This window comes from Acidovorax sp. FG42 (assembly GCF_057809195.1).
In genome coordinates, this window is record NZ_JBMDJM010000019.1 from 36,730 (window position 1) to 57,792 (window position 21,063).

At 66.3% G+C, this 21,063-nt stretch carries 17 protein-coding genes and 1 other RNA gene; 6 read left to right on the plus strand and 12 right to left on the minus strand.

Annotated elements, in window-relative coordinates; all coding sequences use genetic code 11:
• Positions 1 to 35: 35 nt before the first annotated feature.
• The 3 genes from ACODSM_RS18230 to ACODSM_RS18240 form a co-directional block, all read right to left on the minus strand.
• Entirely contained in the window at positions 36 to 1,442 is a 1,407-nt protein-coding gene (locus tag ACODSM_RS18230) for an efflux RND transporter periplasmic adaptor subunit (protein WP_488806451.1), read from the minus strand.
• A gap of 176 nt (positions 1,443 to 1,618) precedes the next feature.
• A complete protein-coding gene (gene rnhA / locus ACODSM_RS18235; RefSeq protein ID WP_015013609.1) occupies positions 1,619 to 2,068 on the minus strand; it encodes a ribonuclease HI in 450 nt (149 codons plus the stop codon).
• A gap of 75 nt (positions 2,069 to 2,143) precedes the next feature.
• Positions 2,144 to 2,998, minus strand: a complete 855-nt coding sequence (locus ACODSM_RS18240) for a class I SAM-dependent methyltransferase (RefSeq protein ID WP_488806452.1) — start codon at positions 2,996 to 2,998, stop codon at positions 2,144 to 2,146.
• Between ACODSM_RS18240 and gloB the strand changes: the two genes are divergently transcribed.
• Together gloB and ACODSM_RS18250 are read left to right on the plus strand one after the other, a co-directional pair.
• Positions 2,997 to 3,773: a hydroxyacylglutathione hydrolase gene (gene gloB, locus ACODSM_RS18245; protein WP_488806453.1), complete on the plus strand. Its 777-nt coding sequence runs from the start codon at positions 2,997 to 2,999 to the stop codon at positions 3,771 to 3,773. The two genes, ACODSM_RS18240 and gloB, sit on opposite strands and share 2 nt — an antisense overlap.
• Positions 3,770 to 5,296 carry a transglycosylase SLT domain-containing protein gene (locus ACODSM_RS18250; RefSeq protein WP_488806454.1) on the plus strand — a complete coding sequence of 509 codons (1,527 nt, stop codon included), beginning with the start codon at positions 3,770 to 3,772 and terminating at the stop codon, positions 5,294 to 5,296. Before gloB ends, ACODSM_RS18250 begins: the two co-directional genes overlap by 4 nt.
• A 64-nt stretch (positions 5,297 to 5,360) precedes the next feature.
• On the opposite strand, the gene ACODSM_RS18255 is transcribed toward ACODSM_RS18250, so the two are convergent.
• The 6 genes from ACODSM_RS18255 to dnaX form a co-directional block, all read right to left on the minus strand.
• Positions 5,361 to 5,513 (minus strand): DUF3096 domain-containing protein, encoded by a 153-nt coding sequence (locus tag ACODSM_RS18255; protein ID WP_015013605.1) that lies wholly within the window; start codon positions 5,511 to 5,513, stop codon positions 5,361 to 5,363.
• Positions 5,514 to 5,682: 169 nt separating this feature from the next.
• Positions 5,683 to 6,738, minus strand: a complete 1,056-nt coding sequence (locus ACODSM_RS18260; protein ID WP_488806455.1) for an ABC transporter substrate-binding protein — start codon at positions 6,736 to 6,738, stop codon at positions 5,683 to 5,685.
• A 154-nt stretch (positions 6,739 to 6,892) separates the two neighbouring features.
• Complete coding sequence (locus tag ACODSM_RS18265) at positions 6,893 to 7,318, minus strand: MAPEG family protein (protein WP_488806456.1); 426 nt, start codon at positions 7,316 to 7,318, stop codon at positions 6,893 to 6,895.
• A 126-nt stretch (positions 7,319 to 7,444) separates the two neighbouring features.
• Positions 7,445 to 8,035, minus strand: a complete 591-nt coding sequence (gene recR, locus ACODSM_RS18270) for a recombination mediator RecR (RefSeq protein WP_209820408.1) — start codon at positions 8,033 to 8,035, stop codon at positions 7,445 to 7,447.
• Positions 8,036 to 8,277: 242 nt separating this feature from the next.
• Positions 8,278 to 8,610: a YbaB/EbfC family nucleoid-associated protein gene (locus ACODSM_RS18275; RefSeq protein WP_015013601.1), complete on the minus strand. Its 333-nt coding sequence runs from the start codon at positions 8,608 to 8,610 to the stop codon at positions 8,278 to 8,280.
• 69 nt (positions 8,611 to 8,679) lie between these two features.
• Complete coding sequence (dnaX, locus tag ACODSM_RS18280; RefSeq protein ID WP_488806457.1) at positions 8,680 to 10,686, minus strand: DNA polymerase III subunit gamma/tau; 2,007 nt, start codon at positions 10,684 to 10,686, stop codon at positions 8,680 to 8,682.
• Positions 10,687 to 10,788: 102 nt separating this feature from the next.
• On the opposite strand from dnaX, the gene ffs reads away from it, so the two are divergent.
• Positions 10,789 to 10,885, plus strand: an RNA gene (ffs, locus tag ACODSM_RS18285) — signal recognition particle sRNA small type.
• A gap of 115 nt (positions 10,886 to 11,000) precedes the next feature.
• On the opposite strand, the gene ACODSM_RS18290 is transcribed toward ffs, so the two are convergent.
• The 3 genes from ACODSM_RS18290 to ACODSM_RS18300 are packed head-to-tail and all read right to left on the minus strand — an operon-like array spanning position 11,001 to position 18,546.
• Positions 11,001 to 12,368: a TIGR03862 family flavoprotein gene (locus ACODSM_RS18290; protein WP_488806458.1), complete on the minus strand. Its 1,368-nt coding sequence runs from the start codon at positions 12,366 to 12,368 to the stop codon at positions 11,001 to 11,003.
• A gap of 56 nt (positions 12,369 to 12,424) precedes the next feature.
• Positions 12,425 to 15,952 (minus strand): UvrD-helicase domain-containing protein, encoded by a 3,528-nt coding sequence (locus ACODSM_RS18295; protein ID WP_488806459.1) that lies wholly within the window; start codon positions 15,950 to 15,952, stop codon positions 12,425 to 12,427.
• Positions 15,949 to 18,546 (minus strand): PD-(D/E)XK nuclease family protein, encoded by a 2,598-nt coding sequence (locus tag ACODSM_RS18300; protein ID WP_488806460.1) that lies wholly within the window; start codon positions 18,544 to 18,546, stop codon positions 15,949 to 15,951. The genes ACODSM_RS18295 and ACODSM_RS18300 overlap by 4 nt, the downstream gene beginning before the upstream one ends.
• Before the next feature lie 109 nt (positions 18,547 to 18,655).
• On the opposite strand from ACODSM_RS18300, the gene trxA reads away from it, so the two are divergent.
• The 3 genes from trxA (at position 18,656) to ACODSM_RS18315 (ending at position 20,957) form a co-directional block, all read left to right on the plus strand.
• Positions 18,656 to 18,988, plus strand: coding sequence for a thioredoxin TrxA (trxA, locus tag ACODSM_RS18305; RefSeq protein ID WP_295941403.1), 333 nt, complete (start codon positions 18,656 to 18,658; stop codon positions 18,986 to 18,988).
• A 277-nt stretch (positions 18,989 to 19,265) separates the two neighbouring features.
• Positions 19,266 to 20,528 carry a transcription termination factor Rho gene (gene rho / locus ACODSM_RS18310; protein WP_060987513.1) on the plus strand — a complete coding sequence of 421 codons (1,263 nt, stop codon included), beginning with the start codon at positions 19,266 to 19,268 and terminating at the stop codon, positions 20,526 to 20,528.
• 174 nt (positions 20,529 to 20,702) lie between these two features.
• Positions 20,703 to 20,957 (plus strand): type B 50S ribosomal protein L31, encoded by a 255-nt coding sequence (locus ACODSM_RS18315; RefSeq protein ID WP_015013594.1) that lies wholly within the window; start codon positions 20,703 to 20,705, stop codon positions 20,955 to 20,957.
• Positions 20,958 to 21,063 lie beyond the last annotated feature (106 nt).

Consider the following 21,063-nt stretch of genomic DNA (forward strand, 5'->3'; position numbering starts at 1 on the left):
TCCGTAGGCATCAGAGGGTGACGACAGGCAGCCCGTCAGACAGGCGCACGGTGGCCCGGGGGCGTAGGTCGGGTCGAGCTTCCAGCCAGCTGACAAGGGTTGGGACCTGGCAGGGGTTGAGCCTCACTGCGAACTGCCACTGCGCTCGGCACCGGTGGGGCTGTCACGGAAGAGGGAGCGGCCGAAGCTGCAGGAGCGTTCGGCGCAGGCGCATCGGCCACTGCTGCAGGCTTTGGGCCCACCCCAGTCGCAGCCCCTGAAGCGCCCGACGCCGGGCGCGCGGGTGCGGCCGCCGCGCCACCGTTGCCCTGCTTGCCCAGTTCCACCACGCGCACCTCGGTGCCGTCCTTGCGGATGCGCTGCTGGCCCGCCGTGACCACCAGGTCACCAGCGCTCAGGCCGTCCAGCACCTCCACCCATCCGGGTGAGCGCACGCCCAGCTGCACCGGGGTGCGGCGCGTCACCTTGCTGCCGGGCTCCTTGCCCTCCACCACCTTGAGCACATAGGGGCTGGAGCCGTCGGGCACGATGGCTTCTTCGGGCACCACGCGCGCATCGCTGCGTTCGGAGAACACGGTCGTCACCCGCGCGAACATGCCGGGGCGCAATTGCAGCCGGCGGTTGTCGATGCAGCCGCGCACCGCAATGGCCCGCCCATCCGCATCGATCTGCGGGCTGATGGCCTGCACCCGGGCGGCGTAGCGCACGCCCGGCAGTGCGTCAAACGTGACTTGCGCGGTCTGGCCCGGGCGCACCTTGCTCTGCAACCGCTCGGGCAGACGGAAGTCCACGTAGACCGCATCGAGGTCTTCAATGTTGACGATGTCGGCCCCGTCCTTGAGGTAGTCGCCCACGTTGACGCCCCGAATGCCCGCAATACCATCGAACGGGGCCACGATCTTGAGGCGCTGGGCGGTGGCCTGGGCCAGCGCCAGCTTGGCCTGGGCCACTTCGAGGTTGGCTGCACTCTCGTCCACGGAGCGTTGGCTGATAAAACCCTGAGCCACCAGCTCCTGGTTTCGCTTGTGGTTGGCCTGCGCAATCGACAACTCGGCCTGGCTTTGCTGGATTTGTGCACGGGGCAACTGGTCGTCCAGCTGCACCAGCACCTGCCCACGCCGCACGCGCTGGCCATCGTGAAAGTTGAGCTGGGTGATGCGCCCGCCCACCTCGGGGCGCAGCATGACGCTCTGGCGCGACTTGAGGCTACCCACGGCTTCGGCATCGTCGCGCAGCGCCATCTTCCGCACGGTCACGGCCTCCACGGCCACGGGGCGGCCGGCACCCGCAGCGGCGCCACCGCCCGCAGGTGTACCCGTCCCGCTCGCCCCGGCCTCGGGACGCTGCGGTGGCTGGGCTGGTTTCTGCAACCACCAGGCAGCGCCCGATGCAGCCGCGATGCCGATGACAGCGAAAACGAGGTACTTGTTCTTGGACGCCATGGGTCAGTCAATCCGTTGAGGTGGGAAGCGCAGTCACACAATGTAACAGTGGGTGTATGCAGCCGCAGCCATGCGCGGCAATATCCCAGGGCATTGGCCGCAAGCGGCAGTCTCCGGCGCAGGCATGAAAAAAGCCTCCGAAGAGGCTTGTGCGAAACGCTGTGTCAACGTTCAGGCTATCTGCGGCCCAGGGCCTGGTCCACGCCCCGGTTGGCCAGCGCGTCCGCGCGCTCGTTGCCCGGGTCGCCCGAGTGCCCTTTCACCCAGCGCCACTCAATGCGGTGACCGCCGGTGCTGACCAGCGCATCCAGCCGCTGCCACAGCTCCACGTTCTTGACGGGCTGCTTGGAGGCGGTGCGCCAGCCCTTGGCCTTCCAGCCATGGATCCACTCGGTGATGCCCTTGCGCACGTACTCGCTGTCCAGATACAGCGTCACGGCGCAGGGGCGCTTGAGGGCCGAGAGCGCTTCGATCACCGCCATCAGCTCCATGCGGTTGTTGGTGGTGCCCAGTTCGCCGCCGAACAGCTCTTTTTCGGTCGCGCCCGAGCGCAGCAACACGCCCCATCCGCCGGGTCCGGGGTTGCCCTTGCAGGCGCCATCGGTGTAAATCTCTACCTGGTTCAAACTCTGTTCCTGACAATGTGATGGATGGTTGCAGCACCGGGGATGGATCTGCCGAGCAACCGGATACGAATAGGCTCAAGGCTCGTGCCGGGCTGCCGGCGGGGCGGCCCGCGAGGAACTCACCCCGCGTCGTGACGCCCGGTTGGCGATGGGCACGGTGCCGGCCGCACGCTGACGATGGGTGCGCCAGGCAGGCTCCAGCAAACGCATGCCATGCACCCGTTTGACGGCCACCAGGAAATACGCAGCGCCCAGGATGGGCCACCACCTTTCACCCAGAGGGTCCATCCAGCCAAAACGCTCCAGCCAGTGCGCCGTGCGCACCGCTGGACGATAACAGCCAAAACGGGCCGATTCGACTTCGAAATTCAAAAGCCGCAGCCAATCGCGCAGGCGCCGATAACCAATGAACTCGCCGACATCGGGCAGGTACAGGTTACCCCGCCCCAGGCGCTGGTACAGCCGCGCACGCCGCTGCCGCAGGCCCCACAGGCTGGTGGGGTTCAGGCCGCTGATGACCACGCGCCCCTCGGGCACCAGCACCCGCTCCACCTCGCGCAACGCGGCATGGGGGTCAATGCTCAGCTCCAGCGTGTGGGGCAGCACCAGCAGGTCCAGGCTGGCGGCGGGGAAAGGCAGGGCCACGGGCTCGGTGAGCAAGTCCACCGCGCGACGCTGCAGCGGGCCATCAACACCCCCAGCCTCCACAAAGGCGATGGAACCTTCCACCGCCTCCTGGCCCATGGCCAGCCATTGGTGTGGCATGCGGTTGGCACGCAGGCCGTCCAGCAGCGGCATGCCGAGCTGCAGGCTGTGGTAGCCAAAAATATTGGCCACCGCCTCGTCGAAGCGCGCCTGCTCCCAAGCGAGCAGATAGCGGCCAGGGGGGGAGTCGAACCAGTGGTGCAAACCTATAATTTGATCGCTCATGAACTTGCTACCGCTGCCCGCCTTTACCGACAACTACATCTGGATGCTGCACGACGGCCGCCAGGCCATCGTGGTGGACCCGGGAGAAGCCGCGCCGGTGGAGCAGGCCTTGCACCGCTGGGGCCTGACATTGCAGGCCATTCTAGTCACGCACCACCATGCCGATCATGTCGGTGGAGTCGACGCCCTGCGCACCGCCACTGGCGCACAGGTGTATGGCCCTGCACGGGAGCGCATGCCCGAGCCGCTGGTGCGGCAGGCGCAGGGCGATACCGTCAACGCGCTGGGGCTGCAGTTCCAGGTCATCGATGTGCCGGGGCATACGGCAGGCCACATCGCCTACTACTGCCCCGACATGGACGGCGCGCCCCTGCTGTTCTGCGGCGATACGCTGTTCTCGGGCGGCTGCGGGCGGCTGTTCGAAGGCACGCCCGCGCAGATGCTGGACTCGCTGGACCGGCTGGCTGCGCTGCCCGGCAACACCCGGGTGTGCTGCACCCACGAGTACACCCTGTCGAACCTGAAGTTCGCACGCGCTGTGGAACCTGGCAACGCCGCCCTGCTCCACTACAGCAGCCAATGCGAGGCTTTGCGGGCCCGGAACCAGCCCACCCTGCCCTCGCAGATGGCACTGGAGCGAGACATCAACCCCTTTCTGCGCGTGCGGCAGAGCCCAGTGGCACAAGCCGCCCAGGGCTACGACGCGCAGGTGTCCCTTGACGACGCTGTAGCGGTGCTGGCCGCGCTGCGTCAATGGAAAAACGAGTTCCGATGAAAATTTTGCACATCGCCTGCCTGGCCGGCCTTTTGTGGCTGACAGGTTGCGCCACCACGGGTTCAGCGCCCGACCAGGCCGCTGCTGGCGGCAGCACCACCAGCACCAAGACCCCTGCCGCCCCCCACACTCCCGTCATCCCCAACGGCCCGCTCAAACCCATCACTGCCGCGCAAGCCGCGAGTGGCGAAGTGGCGTCGCTGTCGGCCCCGGCCGACCTGTGGGACCGCATCCGGCGCGGCTTTGCCATGCCAGACCTGCAGCACGATCTGGTGCAGGACCGCGAGCAGTGGTATGCCACCCGCCCTGACTACATGCAGCGCATGACGGAGCGGTCCAGCAAATACCTGTTCCACATCGTTGAAGAGCTGGAACGCCGGGGCATGCCCACCGAGCTGGCACTGCTGCCGTACATCGAGAGCGCGTTCAATCCCCAGGCCGTATCGAGCGCCAAGGCCGCAGGCATGTGGCAGTTCATGCCTGCCACGGGCAACTATTTCGATCTCAAGCAGAACGCCTTCCGCGACGACCGCCGCGACGTGCTGGCGTCCACCCGCGCAGCGCTGGACTACCTGCAAAAGCTCTACGGGATGTTTGGCGACTGGCACCTGGCCCTGGCTGCCTACAACTGGGGCGAAGGCAGCGTGGGCCGTGCCATTGCCCGCAACCAGAAGCTGGGGCTGGGCACCAGCTACACCGACCTGAACATGCCGGCAGAGACCCGCATGTATGTGCCCAAGCTGCAGGCGGTGAAAAACATCGTGGCCAACCCCGAGGCGTTCAACACTGAATTGCCGTTGATCGAAAACCACCCCTACTTCCAGACCGTGGACATCACGCACGACATCGACGTGTCGCTGGTGGCATCGCTGGCAGGTATCCGGGAGGAAGACTTCCGCGCGCTCAACCCGTCGTTCAAGCGGCCTGTGATCCTGGCGGCAGGCACACCACAAATCTTGCTGCCCTGGGACAACGCCAAGGTGTTCCAGCGCAATCTCGAAGCCAAGCGAGAAGGCCAGTACGCCAGCTGGACCGTGTGGTCCGTTCCCACCACGATGAGCGTGGCCGAGGCGGCCCAGCGTGCAGGCATGAGCGAAGCCGACTTGCGCAGCATGAACAACATCCCGCCGCGCATGCTGATCAAGGCGGGCTCGGCCCTGATGGTGCCGCGCTCCACAACCACGCGGCAAGACGTGTCGTCCCACTTGGCCGACAACGGCCAGCTGAGCCTCACCCCCGAGATCGTCACCCGCCGCACCACCGTGCGCGCCGGCAAGGGCGACACGGTGGCCAGCATCGCGCGGCGCTACAAGCTGGCAGCCGCCAGCGTGGCCGACTGGAACGACGTGCGGGCGAACGCCGCATTCAAGGTAGGCCAGCAAGTTGTGGTGTACCTGCCGGTGCGCCAAGGCCAAGCGCGCAGCGGCAGCAGCGCCCGCGCCGCGGTCGCCACAGCGGCCAAACGCCAGGCCCCCGCGCCCTCGCGACGCGGAGGCACGCCCTCCAAAGTCAAGCGCCGCTGACCCGCGCCCCTGCCGGCCGCGAAGGCTGGCAGGACATCGCAGGGCTGAGTGGCTGGGGCCGTGCTCAGAAACGGAGCGTGTGCATGCCCAACAACCCCAAAATGCCCATGATGATGAGGTAGAGCGCCACGATGGTGCTGAGCAGGCGCGGCATGACCAGGATAAGAATGCCTGCGATGAGGGAAACGAGCGGGCCGATGCTGAGGCTCAGCGACATGGTGATGGGTCCTTGAAAAATGGCTCGGGAATGGCACAGCACAAGCGCTGCATGCGTGGCCTGCGCAATGCCTGTGGCGCGGAGTGATCGCGGTGCAGTGGCGGGTATCTGTGCAGGCGGCTGACACTGTAGTCGATGCCAGAGGCCCCAGCGCCTCAATTGCGATTCTTCAGACGCTGTACTTCTGGCGTGCCTTGCGCACGAAGTCGCTGGTGGAGGTGCGGGCCAGTTCGATCTTGGCCTCGGCCAGTTCGGGCAGCACCCGCGACAGCACCCGCAAGGCGGTGGCAGGGCCTTCGTCCGGCATCAGGCCATTGGTGGAGTAGGTCTCACGCACGCGGCTGAACGCCGCCAGGTACAGCCCCCGGTCGCCCATCAGATAAGCAGGCGGCACCGCTTTCACCAGATCGGCCGGCGCTGCCGTCTGCAGCCACTTGAGCGCATGGACAACGCCATTGACCAGGGCCTGGGCCTGGGCAGGCTGCTTCTGGATGAACGCCTGGGGCGCATACAGGCAACTGGCGGGCATCGTGCCGCTGAACATGTCCTGCGCGGCCTTGAGCGAGCGCAGGTCCCCCACGATGCGGGTGTCCGCCTTTTGCTCCAGCAGGGTCATGATGGGATCGGCGTGGCACAACGCCTGCACCTGACCGGAACGCAGCGCGTTCATGGCATTGGTGCCCGAGCCCACGCCCACAAACGAAACCTCCCGCAAGGGCACGCCTGCGCGCATCAGCATCAGGCTGGCGGCCAAGTGGGTGGAGGAGCCCGCCGACGACACGCCCACCTTGCGCCCTGCGAGATCGCCCAGATCCTTGTACGCCGGTACCGACCGCAGGGATACACCAAGCGCCAGTTGTGGCGCCCGACCCTGCACCACCAGCGCACGGTAGGCATGACCGCGCGCCTGCGCACGCAACACATGCTCGAACGCACCGGAACAGACATCGGCCGCACCGTCCTGCACCGCCTGCCAGGCCAGCGCTCCCGCCGAATAGTCGCGCACCACCACGTCCAGGCCTTCCAGGCGGAAGTACCCCAACGCATCGGCCAGCGCCAGCGGCAGGTGGTACAGAACGCCCTGGCCGCCAACCGCCACGGTCACCCGCCCCAGCGCAGCACCATCAGTCTGTGCACGCACCCCGATGGCAGGCGCCCACACCGCAGCCGCCGATAAGGCAGATACGGCGCCAAAGGCGCGGCGGGTGAGTGGAGGCAAAGACATGGAATCAGGCAAAAAGACAATGCTGCATTGCAACAATCGTGCCGCAGCGCAGGCAAAACCGCATCAGGGTGAATCCCTGCGGGTTACTACGTACAGCCCTGTGCAGGCGCCCACTGCAGGGCACCACCGGTGGAGCGAGAAGCCCCCGGCGCGCTCAACGGTATCCGATGAACAGGATGGCGATATTGACCAGAAAACCACCGGCCCAGACCGCGCTGCGCGCCGTTGGCATGTCCGCCACATACATCATCACGTAGAAGATGCGCAGAAACACATACAGCAGCGCCAGCAAGTCCAGCAGCGTCTGGCCCGCCCCAAGCAAGTGGGCGATGATGACCGCGCCGATAAAAAAAGGCAGCGCTTCAAAGCTGTTCGCCTGCGCTGCGTTGGCGCGACCACGCCAGTCAGACTGCCGCGAGAGCCAGCCGCGCGGGTCGTGGTTGTCAAAACCGCCCTCTTTGCGGGACCTGCCCAAGTTGCCGCTTTTGGCCAGCCAGGCGCAGGCAATCGGCAGCAGTGCGGCAAACAGCACACACCAATAGGCCACGGTAAACCGTGCGACGTGCAGGGTGGTATTCATTTTTTGATGCTTTTGAGGCCTCAGCGCAGCAAACACAAGCACTGGCAGCTATTAAATTGAGAGTATTTTAGCTGCAGACCTTTGCCAGCCAGCGGACTGGCTCACAGGCAGGTAGGCACATCCAGGTCACCGGCGATCCACCAGCGCATGCGCAATCGTGCCCAGGTCCACATACTCCAGCTCGCTGCCCACTGGCACGCCGCGCGCAAGCCGCGTGACATGGAGCCCCCGGCTCTTGAGCGCCTCGCTGATCACATGGGCCGTGGCCTCGCCCTCGGCATTGAAATTGGTCGCCAGGATCACCTCCTGCACGGTGCCGTCCGTGGCGCGGTCCATGAGCTTGTGCAGGCCTATCTCCTTCGGCCCCACCCCATCCAGCGGACTGAGCCGCCCCATCAGCACAAAGTACAACCCCTTGAAGGCGCCCGTGCGCTCCAGCGCCGACTGGTCCGCTGGCGTCTCGACCACACACAGCCGCGTGGCATCGCGCTCGGGGTCCAGGCAGGTGCTGCACACCTCGGCCTCGGTGAACGTATGGCAACGCGCGCAGTGATGCACGGTGCCCACCGCCTCCCCCAGGGCGCGCGACAGCGCCAGCGCCCCTTCACGGTCATGCTGCAGCAGATGAAACGCCATGCGCTGCGCAGACTTTACCCCCACCCCCGGCAGCCGGCGCAGCGCCTGGATCAGAACATCGAGGGAGTTGGTGGTGGACATGGGAGCGAGCGATGCAGAAAGGATGTGAAGAGCGCGCAGAGACGGGCTTCGACAAGATCAGCCCGAACAGATGTGGAAGAGAACGCCAGGACTGCCTTTGGAGCGTTTACACCCCGCCCTCAGGGGCGTAGCGAGCGCCTGCCAGGCTAGGCGGACGGAGCACAGCAACCGGAACGTACTTCCTGTACGTGAGGATTGCGAGCACCGCCCAACGACGCAGATCGCCCGCTCGGTAGCCAGCCTCAGAAAGGGAATTTCATGCCGCCGGGGAGTCCTGGCATGCCCGCTGTGAGCTTGCCCATCTTCTCTGCCGAAGTCTCCTCGGCCTTACGCACCGCCGCATTGAACGCAGCCGCCACCAGGTCTTCCAGCATGTCCTTGTCTTCGGCCAGCAGGCTGGGGTCGATGGTGATGCGCTTGACGTCGTGCTTGCAGGTCATGACCACCTTCACCAGGCCCGCGCCCGATTCGCCTTCGACTTCAATGAAGGCCAGTTCGTCCTGGGCCTTTTTCAGGTTGTCCTGCATGGCCTGGGCTTGCTTCATCAGGCCGGCGAGTTGTCCTTTGTTGAACATGGTGTGGTTTCCTTTTCGGTTTCTAGTCTAGTGAATGGGTAACAGAGCTTGTGAGGGCTTCAGGGTCGGTCATGCAGGCTTGATGCTGCCCGGCACGATTCTCGCGCCATAGTCCCGCATCAGCGATTGCACGAAGGGGTCGTTGTGCACGATTTCCTCGGCGCGGCGCTGGCGCTCGGCCGCGGCAGCGGCATTGCGGCGGGCGGGGCTGTCGATGACCACACCCACCTCGACGCTGATCTGCGTGGCGTGGCCGGCCGCCTCCAGCGCAGCGCGCAGGCGCTCGCGCGCCGTGGGCTGGTTGAGCGACTCACGCTCCACCCGCAGCAGCCAGTGCCCCCCATCACGGGCCACCAGCTGCGACTGCAGGGCTAGCTCGCGCACCAGCGCTGTGATCGCTTCGGCTGCGATCAGTTGCTGCACGGTGGTGTGCCAGACATCGCCCTCTTCGGTGGGCGTGTAGCGGGCGGAGACCGGGGTAGGTGCAGACAGCGGAAGCGGCTGCAGCCGCTCGCCAGGCTCCGGCGCTTCGCGCACCGGAATTGCTACATATTCAGGAGCGCCTTGCGCTTTGACGGATTGCACTGCACCGGGGTTTTGCCCCAACCTCTCGGGCGTGCGCACAGGCAGCGCCGTTGCGGCAGGCGCTGGCGCCGTAGCCACCGCACCCGGTTCATCAGATCCTGGCCATGGGGGTGGCTCGGAATCGTGCACCGATGCAGCCGCAGGGTCATCCGCTGGAGCGGGGACAGGGCGCGCCAACGCAGCAGACGCTGGCGCGGCCACCGGAGCGGGCGCAGGGACTTTGGGTGCAGGTGCTCCAGACGAGGCCTGCGGAGCCGCAGCGATCGGCGCAGCCAGGGCGACCGATGCACCCACGGTACCTGTCAAAACAGGGCTGGAGGCTGTCGTTTCAGCCCGCGTCAGAGTTTTTTTTTCAGCCGATTCGCCAGCGCCACCTGCACCGCCGGTCGGCTTGAAAGCCAGCAGGCGCAGCAGCACCATGGTGAGCGCCGCGTACTCGTCGGGCGCCAGGCCTAGCTCGCCGCGCCCATGCAGGCACAGGCTGTAGAGCAATTGTGTTTCGTCGGCGGGCATCAGCGCAGACAGGCGGGCGGTTTCGGCGGCCTCAGGGTCGTCGGCGTCCACCGCACCAGCCATCTGCGGCACGGCCTGGAACACGGCCATGCGCTGCAGCACGGCACTCATTTCTTCCAGCGTCGAGGCGGCCGACAGGCCGTTCATGCGCAGCGCGTCCGAGGTTTCGACCACGGTCTTGCCATCCCCCTGGGCCAGCGCATCAATCAAGCGGAACACGTAGGATCGGTCCACCGCGCCCAGCATCTGGCGCACACCCGCTTCTTGCAGCTGGCCGCTGCCAAACGCGATGGCCTGGTCGGTCAGCGACAGCGCATCGCGCATGGAGCCCCGCGCAGCGCGTGAGAGCAGGCGCAGCGCCTGGGGCTCGGCAGGCACGTTCTCGGTCGCCAGTACCTGCGTGAGGTGCGAGAGGACGATTTCAGGCGCCATGGGGCGCAGGTTGAATTGCAGACAACGACTGAGCACCGTGACCGGCACCTTCTGCGGGTCGGTCGTGGCGAGCACGAACTTGAGGTATTCAGGCGGCTCTTCCAACGTCTTGAGCATGGCGTTGAACGCCGTGTTGGTGAGCATGTGCACTTCGTCAATCATGAAGACCTTGAAGCGCCCCTGCACCGGCTTGTAAACCGCCTGCTCCAGCAGGCTTTGCACCTCGTCCACGCCCCGGTTGGAGGCCGCGTCCAGCTCGGTGTAATCCACAAAGCGGCCACTGTCGATATCGGTGCAAGCCTGGCATACGCCGCAGGGCGTGGCGGTAATGCCACCGTTGCCATCCGGCCCCTGGCAGTTGAGCGACTTGGCCAGAATGCGCGACACCGTGGTCTTGCCCACACCGCGCGTACCAGTGAACAGGTAGGCGTGGTGCAGGCGCTGCTGGGTCAGCGCATTCGATAGGGCCTGGACCACATGCTCCTGCCCCACCATCTCGGTGAAATTGCGAGGGCGGTACTTGCGGGCGAGCACGAGGTAGGACATGCGGGCGATTCTACGGGTTGGGCCAGGCGCCCCTGGCACCGCCAGGGCAAACAAAACAGCCACTGAAAAATCAGGGCCTTCATCCGACGTACAATCAGCGGTGACGGGCCTCCTCGCATGGTGAAGCGGCCAACCGGGTCAGGTGGGGAACCAAGCAGCCCTAACCGTGGAGTCAGTGCCGGGGGTAAGGCTCGTCAACTTCTTCTTTTTTGCGCGGTCGCGCAAACGCTCTCTTTCCTTCAAAGCTCCCGCCCCGCAGCCGGTTCGCAGGGCTTACTCAAAGGCCGACGAAGGCAGAGCCCTCTCGATTCTGTTCACTTGCCTGCAGGACGGCCCAGCCACTGCAGCGCCCCCTGGCCCGCCACGCGGCCACTGGCCATGCTGGCGGTGAGCAGATAGCCGCCGGTAGGCGCCTCCCAGTCCAGCATTTCCCCTGCGCAGAACACGCCCGGCAAGGCCGTGGCCATGAGGTGCGCGTCCAGCGCCTCAAACGCCACACCACCCGCCGTGCTGATGGCTTCGTCCAGCGGGCGCGCAGAAACCACGGTGATGGGCAGGGCCTTGATCGCGTGGGCCAGGGCCACAGGGTCGTTCATGCCGTCTTTGCCCAGGTGCTCGTACAGGGTGCCCGCCTTGATGCCGTCCAGGCCCAAACGGCTCTTGAGGTGGCTGGAGAGCGAGCGCGAGCCGCGCGGGTGGCGCACTTCCACCAGCACGCGCTCAGGGCTGTGGTCGGGCAACAGGTCCAGATGGAACGTTGCGTGCCCATGGGCTTGCACCTCGTCGCGCAGCAGGTGCGACGCGGCATAGACCAGGCTGCCTTCCACCCCCGTGGCTGTGACCACGAATTCGCCCCGGCGGCTGAAGCTGCGGCCTTGGCTGTCGGTGAAGCTCAGCGCCACGGTCTTGAATGGCTGGCCCACAAACTTCTCGGAAAAATGCGGCGTCCAGCCCACCGTGGGGGCGGGCGTGCGGCCCAGCAGCTCTTGCAGAAAGGCGCGGCGCGTTTCGCCCAACGGGGCATCAGCGCGCAGCACGTCAAAACCGCAGTTGGACGGGCGCAGCGGCGCCACCGCCACCCCGCGCTGGGCCAGCAGCGGCACCCAGGCACCATCCGACCCCAGGCGCGCCCAGCTGCCGCCGCCCAGTGCAAGCACCACGGCCTTGGCGGCCACACGCACCTCGCCGGCCGGAGCGGCCAAACGCAGCGCGCCCTCGTCGGCCCAACCCAGCCAGCGGTGGCGCATGTGGAACAGCACCCCCTGCCCGCGCAAGCGCTGCAGCCAGGCGCGCAGCAGCGGCGCGGCCTTCATGTCGGTGGGGAACACCCGGCCCGATGTGCCCACAAAGGTTTCCACCCCCAGCCCCTGCGCCCAGGCGCGCAGCTCGGGGCCGCCAAAGGCGCGGACCAGCGGCTCGATCTGCTGCTCGCGCGCCGCATAACGTCCCACAAAGGGCTCGTGCGGTTCGGAGTGTGTGAGGTTGAGCCCGCCCTTGCCTGCCAGCAAGAACTTGCGACCCACGGACGGCATGGCGTCGAACAAATGCACGGACACACCCGCCTGGGCCAGCACCTCGGCGGCCATCAGGCCCGCCGGGCCACCGCCGATGACGGCCACATCGCACTGCAAGGTCTCCACAGACAGGGTGGGTGTATCGGAAGGAGAAATGGAGTAGGACACGGAAGGGCCTTGCTGAAAATGAGGAACGTTGCGCTGCCGGAGGGTTGAAAAACGGCTCAGAACAAGGAGCCTTGCGGTGAATCCTCGGGCCCGAGCGCAGTGCGGACGCGTGCGGACTTTGTCGGGGCAACCGGTGCAGCGGGGGCCACTGGCGCAACGGGGGCCGAAGTATGCCCCACCGCAGACGGCGTGGCGACCGATCCCCCCGCAACATTCGGCGCATCGCCCACCATCACCAAACGCCCATCGCCGGTCAGGAAGGCCGCGTGCACGGCCTCGCCCGGCATCAGTGCCGACACGGCTTCGCTGTAGCGCTGCAGCTGCGCCACCAGGGCCTGCTGGCGCTGGGGCTGGGTGGCGCTTTTGTAATCTAGCACCCACCAGCCTGCCAGGGCGTCATCGGCCTGCACGGCGCGGCGCTGCACCAGCCGGTCGATGCGCAGGCTCTGGCCCTGGTAGTGCAGCGGGGCTTCGTTGATGGCGGTCTGGATCAGTGCCGCATCCCACGCCCAGGCGCCCTCGCCTGCCAGAATGGCCTGCGCCATGCGGGCGGCCTGCTCGGCGGCGGCGGGGGTGATGTCGTGGTCCGCAGCCAGGCGGGCCAGGCGCGCAGCGGGCCAGCCATGGGCACGCACATCGGCCAGCGGGGCACCGGCCACGCCTGCCTGCTCCAGCAGCTGGTGCATGGCATCGCCCTGGCGCGAGAGCGGGGTCGATTCCGCATCGCCCGGCATGGCCACGGGGGCATCGCCCTCCAGCCCGGCAGCGGTGTGGACGCGCGCGGTTTGCAGCGACTCGGGCAGCGCGGGCAGGCTGGGGATGGTGAAGGTTTGCGGTGCATCAGCGGGGGCAGCGGCCTCTGCGCCATGCTCTGCGTGGGCCTGGGCTTGCAGATCTACCTCGGTGACCAGCGGAGCCAGCCGGTTCCACCAGCTGCCGGGGGAAGAGTTGCCGGGCTGCACCGACGACAGCGCTAGGCAGTGCTTGGCGCGCGTCATGGCCACGTAGAGCATGTTCAGCTCCTCGCGGCTGCGGGCCTGTTGCTCGGCGGTCAGCGTGGCCTCGGCACTGGGGGGCGGGTTGGATTCGCTGGCCAAAAAGATGAACGCCGAGGGCGCGGGCTGCTCGCCGGGCCAGTCCACCAGCACGCCCATGGTTTCGGCCTTTTGCGGGCGGGTGTCGGTGTCCAGCAGCAGCACGCAATCGGCCTCCAGCCCCTTGGCACCGTGCACTGTCAGCAGGCGGATGGCCTGCGCATCGGCCCGGCCGGGGGCGCGCACGCCGCCCTTTTTCATGGCCCGCACAAACGCATAGGGCGTGAGGTAGCGCCCCCCGTCGTGCTGCAACGCGGCGGCCAGCAGCGCCCGCAAGTTGGCCTGCACGGCCTGGCGCTGGGTGGCGGGCGCGGCGGCGGCAAAGCGGGCCAGCACATCGCCATGCTCGTAGATGGCGTGCAGCGCATCGTGCGGTGGCAGGCGCTGCACCCAGCCCTGGTATTGAACCAAAACAGGCCCCAGCGCCTGTAAAGCGGGCGCAAGCAGCTCACTTTTCAATAGCAAATCAAACCAACTGCAACCTGCATGCTCAGGCTGGCGGCGCAGCACGGCCAGCGCCACCAGCGCATCGTCGCCCAGGCCAAACAGGGGCGACTTAAGCGCACGGGCCAGCGACAGGTCGTGCGTGGGCGAGACCAGCGCATCGAGCAGCGCCACCATGTCCTGCACCTCGGGCGCGTCGAACAGGTCGGACTTTTCGGGCTGCACGCAGGGCAGGTGCAGGGCGCGCAGGGCCTCTTGCATGCTGGCCAGGCGGTCGCGCTTGCGGGCCATCACCAGCACCTCTTTGGGCGGGGTGCCGCTGGCAATCTGTGCGGCCACCCAGGCGGCGGCCTGCGTGCATTCGCGCATGCGCTGGGTTTCTTCGGCTTCGTGGCGGGGTTCGGTCAGGCTGTCGCGCCAGGCCAGCGGGTCGCGGGCGGCACCTGGGCTGTCGTCATCCGCATCGATGATGGCGGGCAGACGCAGCAGTTGGCCCTGGTGCTTCGACTCGGTGGTGTGGTCACGAAAACCGCTGGTCTCTTGCTGCGCCTGGGCCTGGCCCATGACGGCGTTGACGGCGGCAATCACGCCCTGAGCGTTGCGGCGCGTGTGGTCGCAGCTCAGCAGGTCACCGCCCAGCCCGTCGCGCACAAAGGCCTGTGCAGCAATGAACACCTGCGGCTCGGCCCGGCGAAAGCGGTAGATGCTCTGCTTGGGGTCGCCCACGATGAACACGCTGGGCGCGGCAGAGCCGCCGCCCGAGCCCGCATAGCCCGCCAGCCACGCGTGCAGCGCCTGCCACTGCAGCGGGTTGGTGTCCTGGAACTCATCCACCAGCAGGTGGCGGATGCGCGCATCAAGCCGTTCTTGCACCCAACCTGAGAGGACGGGGTCGGCCAGCATGACCAGGGCCGTGCGCTCCACATCGTTCATGTCCACCCAGCCGTGCTGCTGCTTGACGGCAGCAAACTGCGCGATGAGGCAACGCGCCAGCCGGGCCATGCGCTGCTGGTGCTGCCAGGCCTCGTGCTGGCGGCGTGCGGTGAGCAGGCGCTGCAGCTCGGGCTCGGCTTCTTGCGCGGCGGGGAACTTCTCCAGGTTCTTCGACAGGCGGTCTTCCTTGGCGACGAACATGGCCTTACGCAGCATGTCCAGGCGCTGGTTCAGGTCGGGACAGGCCAGCGCGTCGATGATGGCGTCCGCTGCCTTTTGCGGGGTCTTGTTGGACTCAGCACCCAGAGCGCTGGCACGGCTGCGCCAGCGTTGCAGGGCGGCTTCGGTCTGCAGAGCCTCGGCAGGCTCGGCTAAAGCGGCCAGGTCGGGATACGCCTGCTGGAACGGTGGCACTGACGCATCGACCACACCCGCCGCGTCGGCCAGGTCAAACTCCACACGCTTGACCAGTGCGGCGGCTAGCGCCTTGTGCGTTTGCGATCTGCCATGGCGGGCCACCACAGCTTCGTAGTCGGCGCGCAGGCTGGCGCTCTCAGCCACGGTCTGCAGGAAAGGCGGCCAAACCTCGCGCACGGCCTCGGCATCGTCCTCCAGCAGCTCAAAGTGCGCGGGCAGGCCTTGCTGCTGCAGCAGCGCCAGCGGGGCCGTGCCCAGCAGCGCGGCAAACCAGCTGTGGAAGGTGCGGATTTGCGGCGGCCGGCCTGCTTCGAGCAGCTGGCGGTATAAATTTTGTAGCGCCTCGCGCTTGTCCAGTGCGCCCTGGGGGCTGATTCCGCGTGCAATCAGCTCGACAGTGAGTTCATCGAGCGGCTTGTGGCTGAACTGCTCCAGCCATTCCTGCAGGCGCTGCCGCATTTCGCCCGCGGCCTTTTTGGTGAAGGTGATGGCCAATATCTCGTGCGGCGCGCAGCCGTCGAGCAGCGCCCGCAGCATGCGCGAGACCAGCATCCAGGTCTTGCCCGCGCCAGCGCAGGCCTCCACCGCCACGCTGCGGGCGGGGTCGCAGGCAATGGCATAGAAGGCCTCGCGCGTGATGGGGCGGCCGTTGTGTTCGTAGGCGGCCTGGGTGGGCGATGAAATGCTCTCGGTCATGGCGTCTCTGGCGCGGGCAGTGCCTGTTCGGCATCTGCCCAATAGTCTTTGCGGCACAGGCCGCGCACGGCGCAGAACTCGCACACCGAGCCCTCACCCAGCGCGGGCAGCGGCGCCCCGGCGGCGATGCGGGCCATGTCGTGCTGTATGCCTTCGATGAGCACATCGCGCAGGTGCACCACCTCGTCCTGCTCGTGCAGTTGCGTCTCGCCGCGCTCACCCACGTTGACGTAGGCGGCGCGCAGCGTGTCGTGGTGCAACAGCGCGGCGTAGAACGGCAGCTGCGTGTCTTCTGCGCCGCTCTTGATGCGCTGGCGGGTGACGCTGTCACTTTCGGTTTTGTAGTCAATCACCAGCACCGTAGGCTCGCCCGTGCTGGAGACACCGTCGATGCGGTCGATGGTGCCGATCAGCTCCAGGTCGCCCAGGGGCTGGCGGGCCTTGACCTCGGCCTCTCGGAACGTCGCGCCCTGCTGTTCGTGTCCGGCCAGCCAGTGCAGGTAGCCGTCGCGCAGCTGCGCCCAGCCTGCGGCAAAGGGCAAAAAGTCACCTTCGTGCAGGCACTGCTGGCGCGTGACGGCTTCGGCGGCGGCGTCCATGCGGGCCATGCGCTCGCCCGCATCGTCGGTGGGCTGATCGCGCAGGTCTTCGTGAAAGCGCTGCAACACCGCATGCAGCCAGTTGCCAAAGTCGCGCTTGTCCACTGCGGCGTCCAGCTCGTCGGCCTCACGCAGGCCGAGCTGGCGCTGGGCAAAGAAGCGGTAGGGGCAGTGGCGCAGGTCTGAATAGGCGGTGGACGAGAGTTGCCGCACGGGCAGGGCCCGGCCCACCGGCAGGGGGCGCAGCGTGGGCGTTGCCACCACATCACGTGCAGTGCGGTGATCGGCGCCGGTTGATGCTGCGCCATCCAATTGCAGGGCCAGCACCAAGGCACTGGCCAGCAGGGGCTCACCGCCTTCGTCACCCGTGCGCCACAGCACATCCACCACCGGCACGCGCAGGGCATAGGCCCAGGCGGCCCGCTGCGCGGCCTCCAACGACTGGCGCGTGGGCAAACCCCAGGCCTCGCGCTGGACCTGGGACCAGTCTCCGGTGGGCTCCGGAGCGGCCTGCAAGCGTTTCTCATCGCAACCGGGGAGCACGGCGGCAGCAAAGGGACGCCCCAGCAGTTGGGGCAGCGGCAACACCACCACGGGCGCATCAGCGGCCTGCGAGGCCACGTAGCGCCCAGCCTCCAACACGTCCTTCACCCACCGGGTGAACTCCGCCAGCGTCATGCGGCGGCCCACGCTGTCGCCCCAGCTTTGCAGCTCCGCTTGCTGGCCGTCTTGCAGGCGCAGCGCCGCCAGCACGCGCATGCCTGCCGGGTCGGCCTGCAGGCCCTGCCATTGCCCCGCTTGCTCCAGCACGGCGCGCAGAGCGGGCAGCCACTGCGCCAAGGGACGCGCAGCGCGCAAGGTGTCGCGCCAGGTCTCCACCGTGGCCACGGTGCGGGCCAGGTGGGGCTGTGCGCTCAGGTCCTGGGCGGAGGCTGCGTTCCAGTGCTGCAGCACGCCTTTGCGCAGCCACTGCTCCAGCCGGTTGATCTCTCCCGGCATCAGCGCGGGGGTGTGTTTGATCCAGTCCAGCACATCGTTGGACGAGGCATTCCACGCGGCAGCCTGCAGCACGGCCATGACGCGAGACGCCGCACGGGTGGTGGACAGAATCCATCCGCTTTCATCACGCACCAGCACACCGCTGCTGTCCAGATGGGCCAGCACACGGCGAATGAGCGCGCGGTCGGTGGCCGCCAGCGCAACAGGCACCCGGCCATGGCGGATGTGGCGGAGGACACAGGCGGCTGCGCGGTGGGCTTCGTCTTCGGCATCGGTGGCAGCGTGCAAGGCACGCTGGGGTGGCGCCGAAGCGTCTTCCAGCAGCGATGGCAGCACGATGCAAGCGCCCCGTTCGCCCCAATGGGCCAACAGGGCCTGGGGCAAAGCATCTGACTGAAAGCCCTCCAGCACCACCAGCGCATCCACGGCCTCCCGCACACCGGGCTCGAATAACACATCGGTGGCATGCCGTGAGGCCAGCACCCATTCCAGCGCCAGGCGCGCGACCAGGGCCTCGTAGTGCAGGCTGCTGCCTTCATCCGCGGTGGCCAGGAGTTTGCGGGCCGCATCGCCCCAGGCCGCCCGCTGCGCCGGGGGCACGGCCGCCACGGCGGGTGCCAACTGGGCGGCGGCCTCTTGCAGTGGGGTGGCCAGCATTTCACGCAGGGCGCCCTGCCCCACGCGGTCCAGCAGGGTGCGGGCCGTGAGGGTGTCGCGCGCAGCGTCGCCCGCAAAATCATCGGCCGACGGCTCAAAACCCTGCAGCTGGCGCGCCCAGTTGCGGGTCGTCTCGAAACGCGGAGCAAAGCCCTGCGGGAACTGCTGCCCCCACAGGCGTTGCCCCCAGGGCATGAGCTGGGCATAGGGCACCAGCACCACGGTGCGGGCCAGATGAGCGCCCCGGGCGCTGGCATGGGCCGCCACTTGGGCCAGAGCGCGTTGCCACAGGTGCAAGCTCCAGCCTGCGCCATCATCGCTTTTCGCTATGACAGTCATAGCGTCGCAGGCCCCGGCCATACCGGTGAATGGGGGATTGGTTTCTGTCACAATGCCCAGACTTTATACGTACACCGGTCCCAACCTGATCAAAAACAAGGAATCCGCCATGGCCAGCGAACTCATCAAACATGTCTCTGACGCCAGCTTCGAAGCCGACGTGCTGAAAACAAGCACCCCCGTGCTGGTGGACTACTGGGCCGAGTGGTGCGGCCCCTGCAAGATGATTGCCCCCATCCTCGACGAAGTCGCAGGCACCTACCAGGGCAAACTGCAAATCGCGAAGATGAACGTGGACGAGAACCGCGAGATCCCTGCCAAGTTCGGCATTCGCGGCATTCCCACCCTGATGCTGTTCAAGGACGGCCAGCTGGCCGCCACCAAGGTCGGCGCGATGAGCAAGGCCCAATTGACCGCTTTCATCGACCAGCAACTGGCCTGACCTCCTCTCCAAAGCCCCTCGGCAACACCGCCGCTGGGGCTTTTTTCGTTGAGCGATAGACCTGCGGGTGAACAACCAGCGGACAGCCTTGCAAGGCAAGGCGTTGCGCCTCTGAAGCCCCCGCATTTTTTCCTGTCATAATTCCTACAGATCACCGGGCTGCATGCATTGGCAGCCGGACCAAGATCCCTGGCGAGCCGGACCTGCAAACAGCAGCCCATTCGGCATCAGCCCACCTCCCCCAAGATTCATACCAGCTCCGCCAAGGAGTCAATCCATGCACTTAAACGAACTCAAGGCACTGCACGTGTCTGAAGTCCTGAAGCAGGCCGAAGAACTCGAAATCGAAAACACGGGCCGCATGCGCAAGCAGGAGTTGATGTTTGCGATCATCAAGAAGCGCGCCAAGGCGGGTGAGCAGGTGTTTGCGGATGGTGTGCTGGAAATCCTGCCCGACGGTTTCGGGTTCTTGCGCAGCCCTGATACCAGCTTCACGGCCAGCACCGACGATATCTATATCAGCCCCAGCCAGGTGCGCCGCTTCAACCTGCACACTGGTGACATGATCGAAGGCGAAGTGCGCACGCCCAAGGACGGCGAGCGCTACTTTGCCTTGACCAAGCTGGATTCGGTCAACGGCGGCCCGCCGGAGCAGAACAAGCACAAGGTGATGTTCGAGAACCTGACGCCGCTGTTCCCCAAGGAGCAGATGCGCCTGGAACGCGACATCAAGGGCGACGAGAACATCACCGGCCGCATCATCGACATCATCGCCCCCATCGGTCGCGGCCAGCGCGCGCTGATCGTGGCGCCGCCCAAGAGCGGCAAGACGGTGATGATGCAGCACATCGCCCACGCCATCACCGCCAACAACCCCGACGTGCACCTGATGGTGCTGCTGGTGGACGAGCGCCCTGAAGAAGTGACCGAAATGCAGCGCACGGTCAAGGGCGACATCATTGCATCCACCTTCGATGAGCCCGCTGCCCGCCACGTGCACGTGGCCGAGATGGTGATCGAGCGCGCCAAGCGCCTGGTCGAGCTGAAGAAGGACGTAGTGATACTGCTGGACTCCATCACCCGCCTGGCTCGCGCCTACAACAACGTCGTTCCTTCCAGCGGCAAGGTGCTGTCGGGCGGTGTGGACGCTGCTGCACTGCAACGCCCCAAGCGCTTCTTTGGCGCAGCCCGCAAGGTCGAAGAAGGCGGCTCGCTCACCATCATCGCCACCGCGCTGGTCGATACCGGCAGCCGCATGGACGAAGTGATCTTTGAAGAATTCAAGGGCACGGGCAATTGCGAAATTCACCTGAACCGCCGCCTGTACGAAAAGCGCGTATTCCCCGCCATCGAACTCAACAAGAGCGGCACGCGCCGCGAAGAGTTGCTGCTGGCGCCCGAGATCCTGCAGAAGACCCGGATCCTGCGCCAGTTCATGTACAACATGGACGAGATCGAGTCGATGGAGCTCATGATCAAGAACATGAAGGCCACCAAGACCAATGTGGACTTCTTCGACATGATGCGTCGTGGCGGGTAACACCCACTGAGGCGCTTGTGCGGCGGCGCTGGCCTGGGCCAGGTCATCCTCCCAGGCACGCTGCCAGAGCGAAATCGAGCAAATCGCCGTCTGTGCAATAATAGAGGGCTTTTTCTTGCGGAAAGTACATCGGACTGGCCGGTGCGGCTCCCGCAGTTGACTCAAAGGAAGATCATGAAAGAAGGCATTCACCCCAACTACCGCGAAGTTCTGTTCGTGGACCTGTCCAACGGTTTCAAGTTCGTGACCCGCTCGTGCGTGAACACCAAGGAAACCGAAACCCACGAAGGCAAGGAATACCCGCTGTTCAAGCTGGATACTTCTTCTGAATCGCACCCCTTCTACACCGGCACGCAAAAGTCGGTGGACAACATGGGTGGCCGCGTGGAACGCTTCCGCAACCGTTTCGGCAAGACCGCAGCGAAGTAATTCGCCCCTGCGATCCCCCCAAAAAGGCAGCCCGGGCAACCGGGCTGCCTTTTTTCATGGGTTTTGCCTTTATTCTCGGTGGCTCCTTTGCCCAGCCGCCCACTGC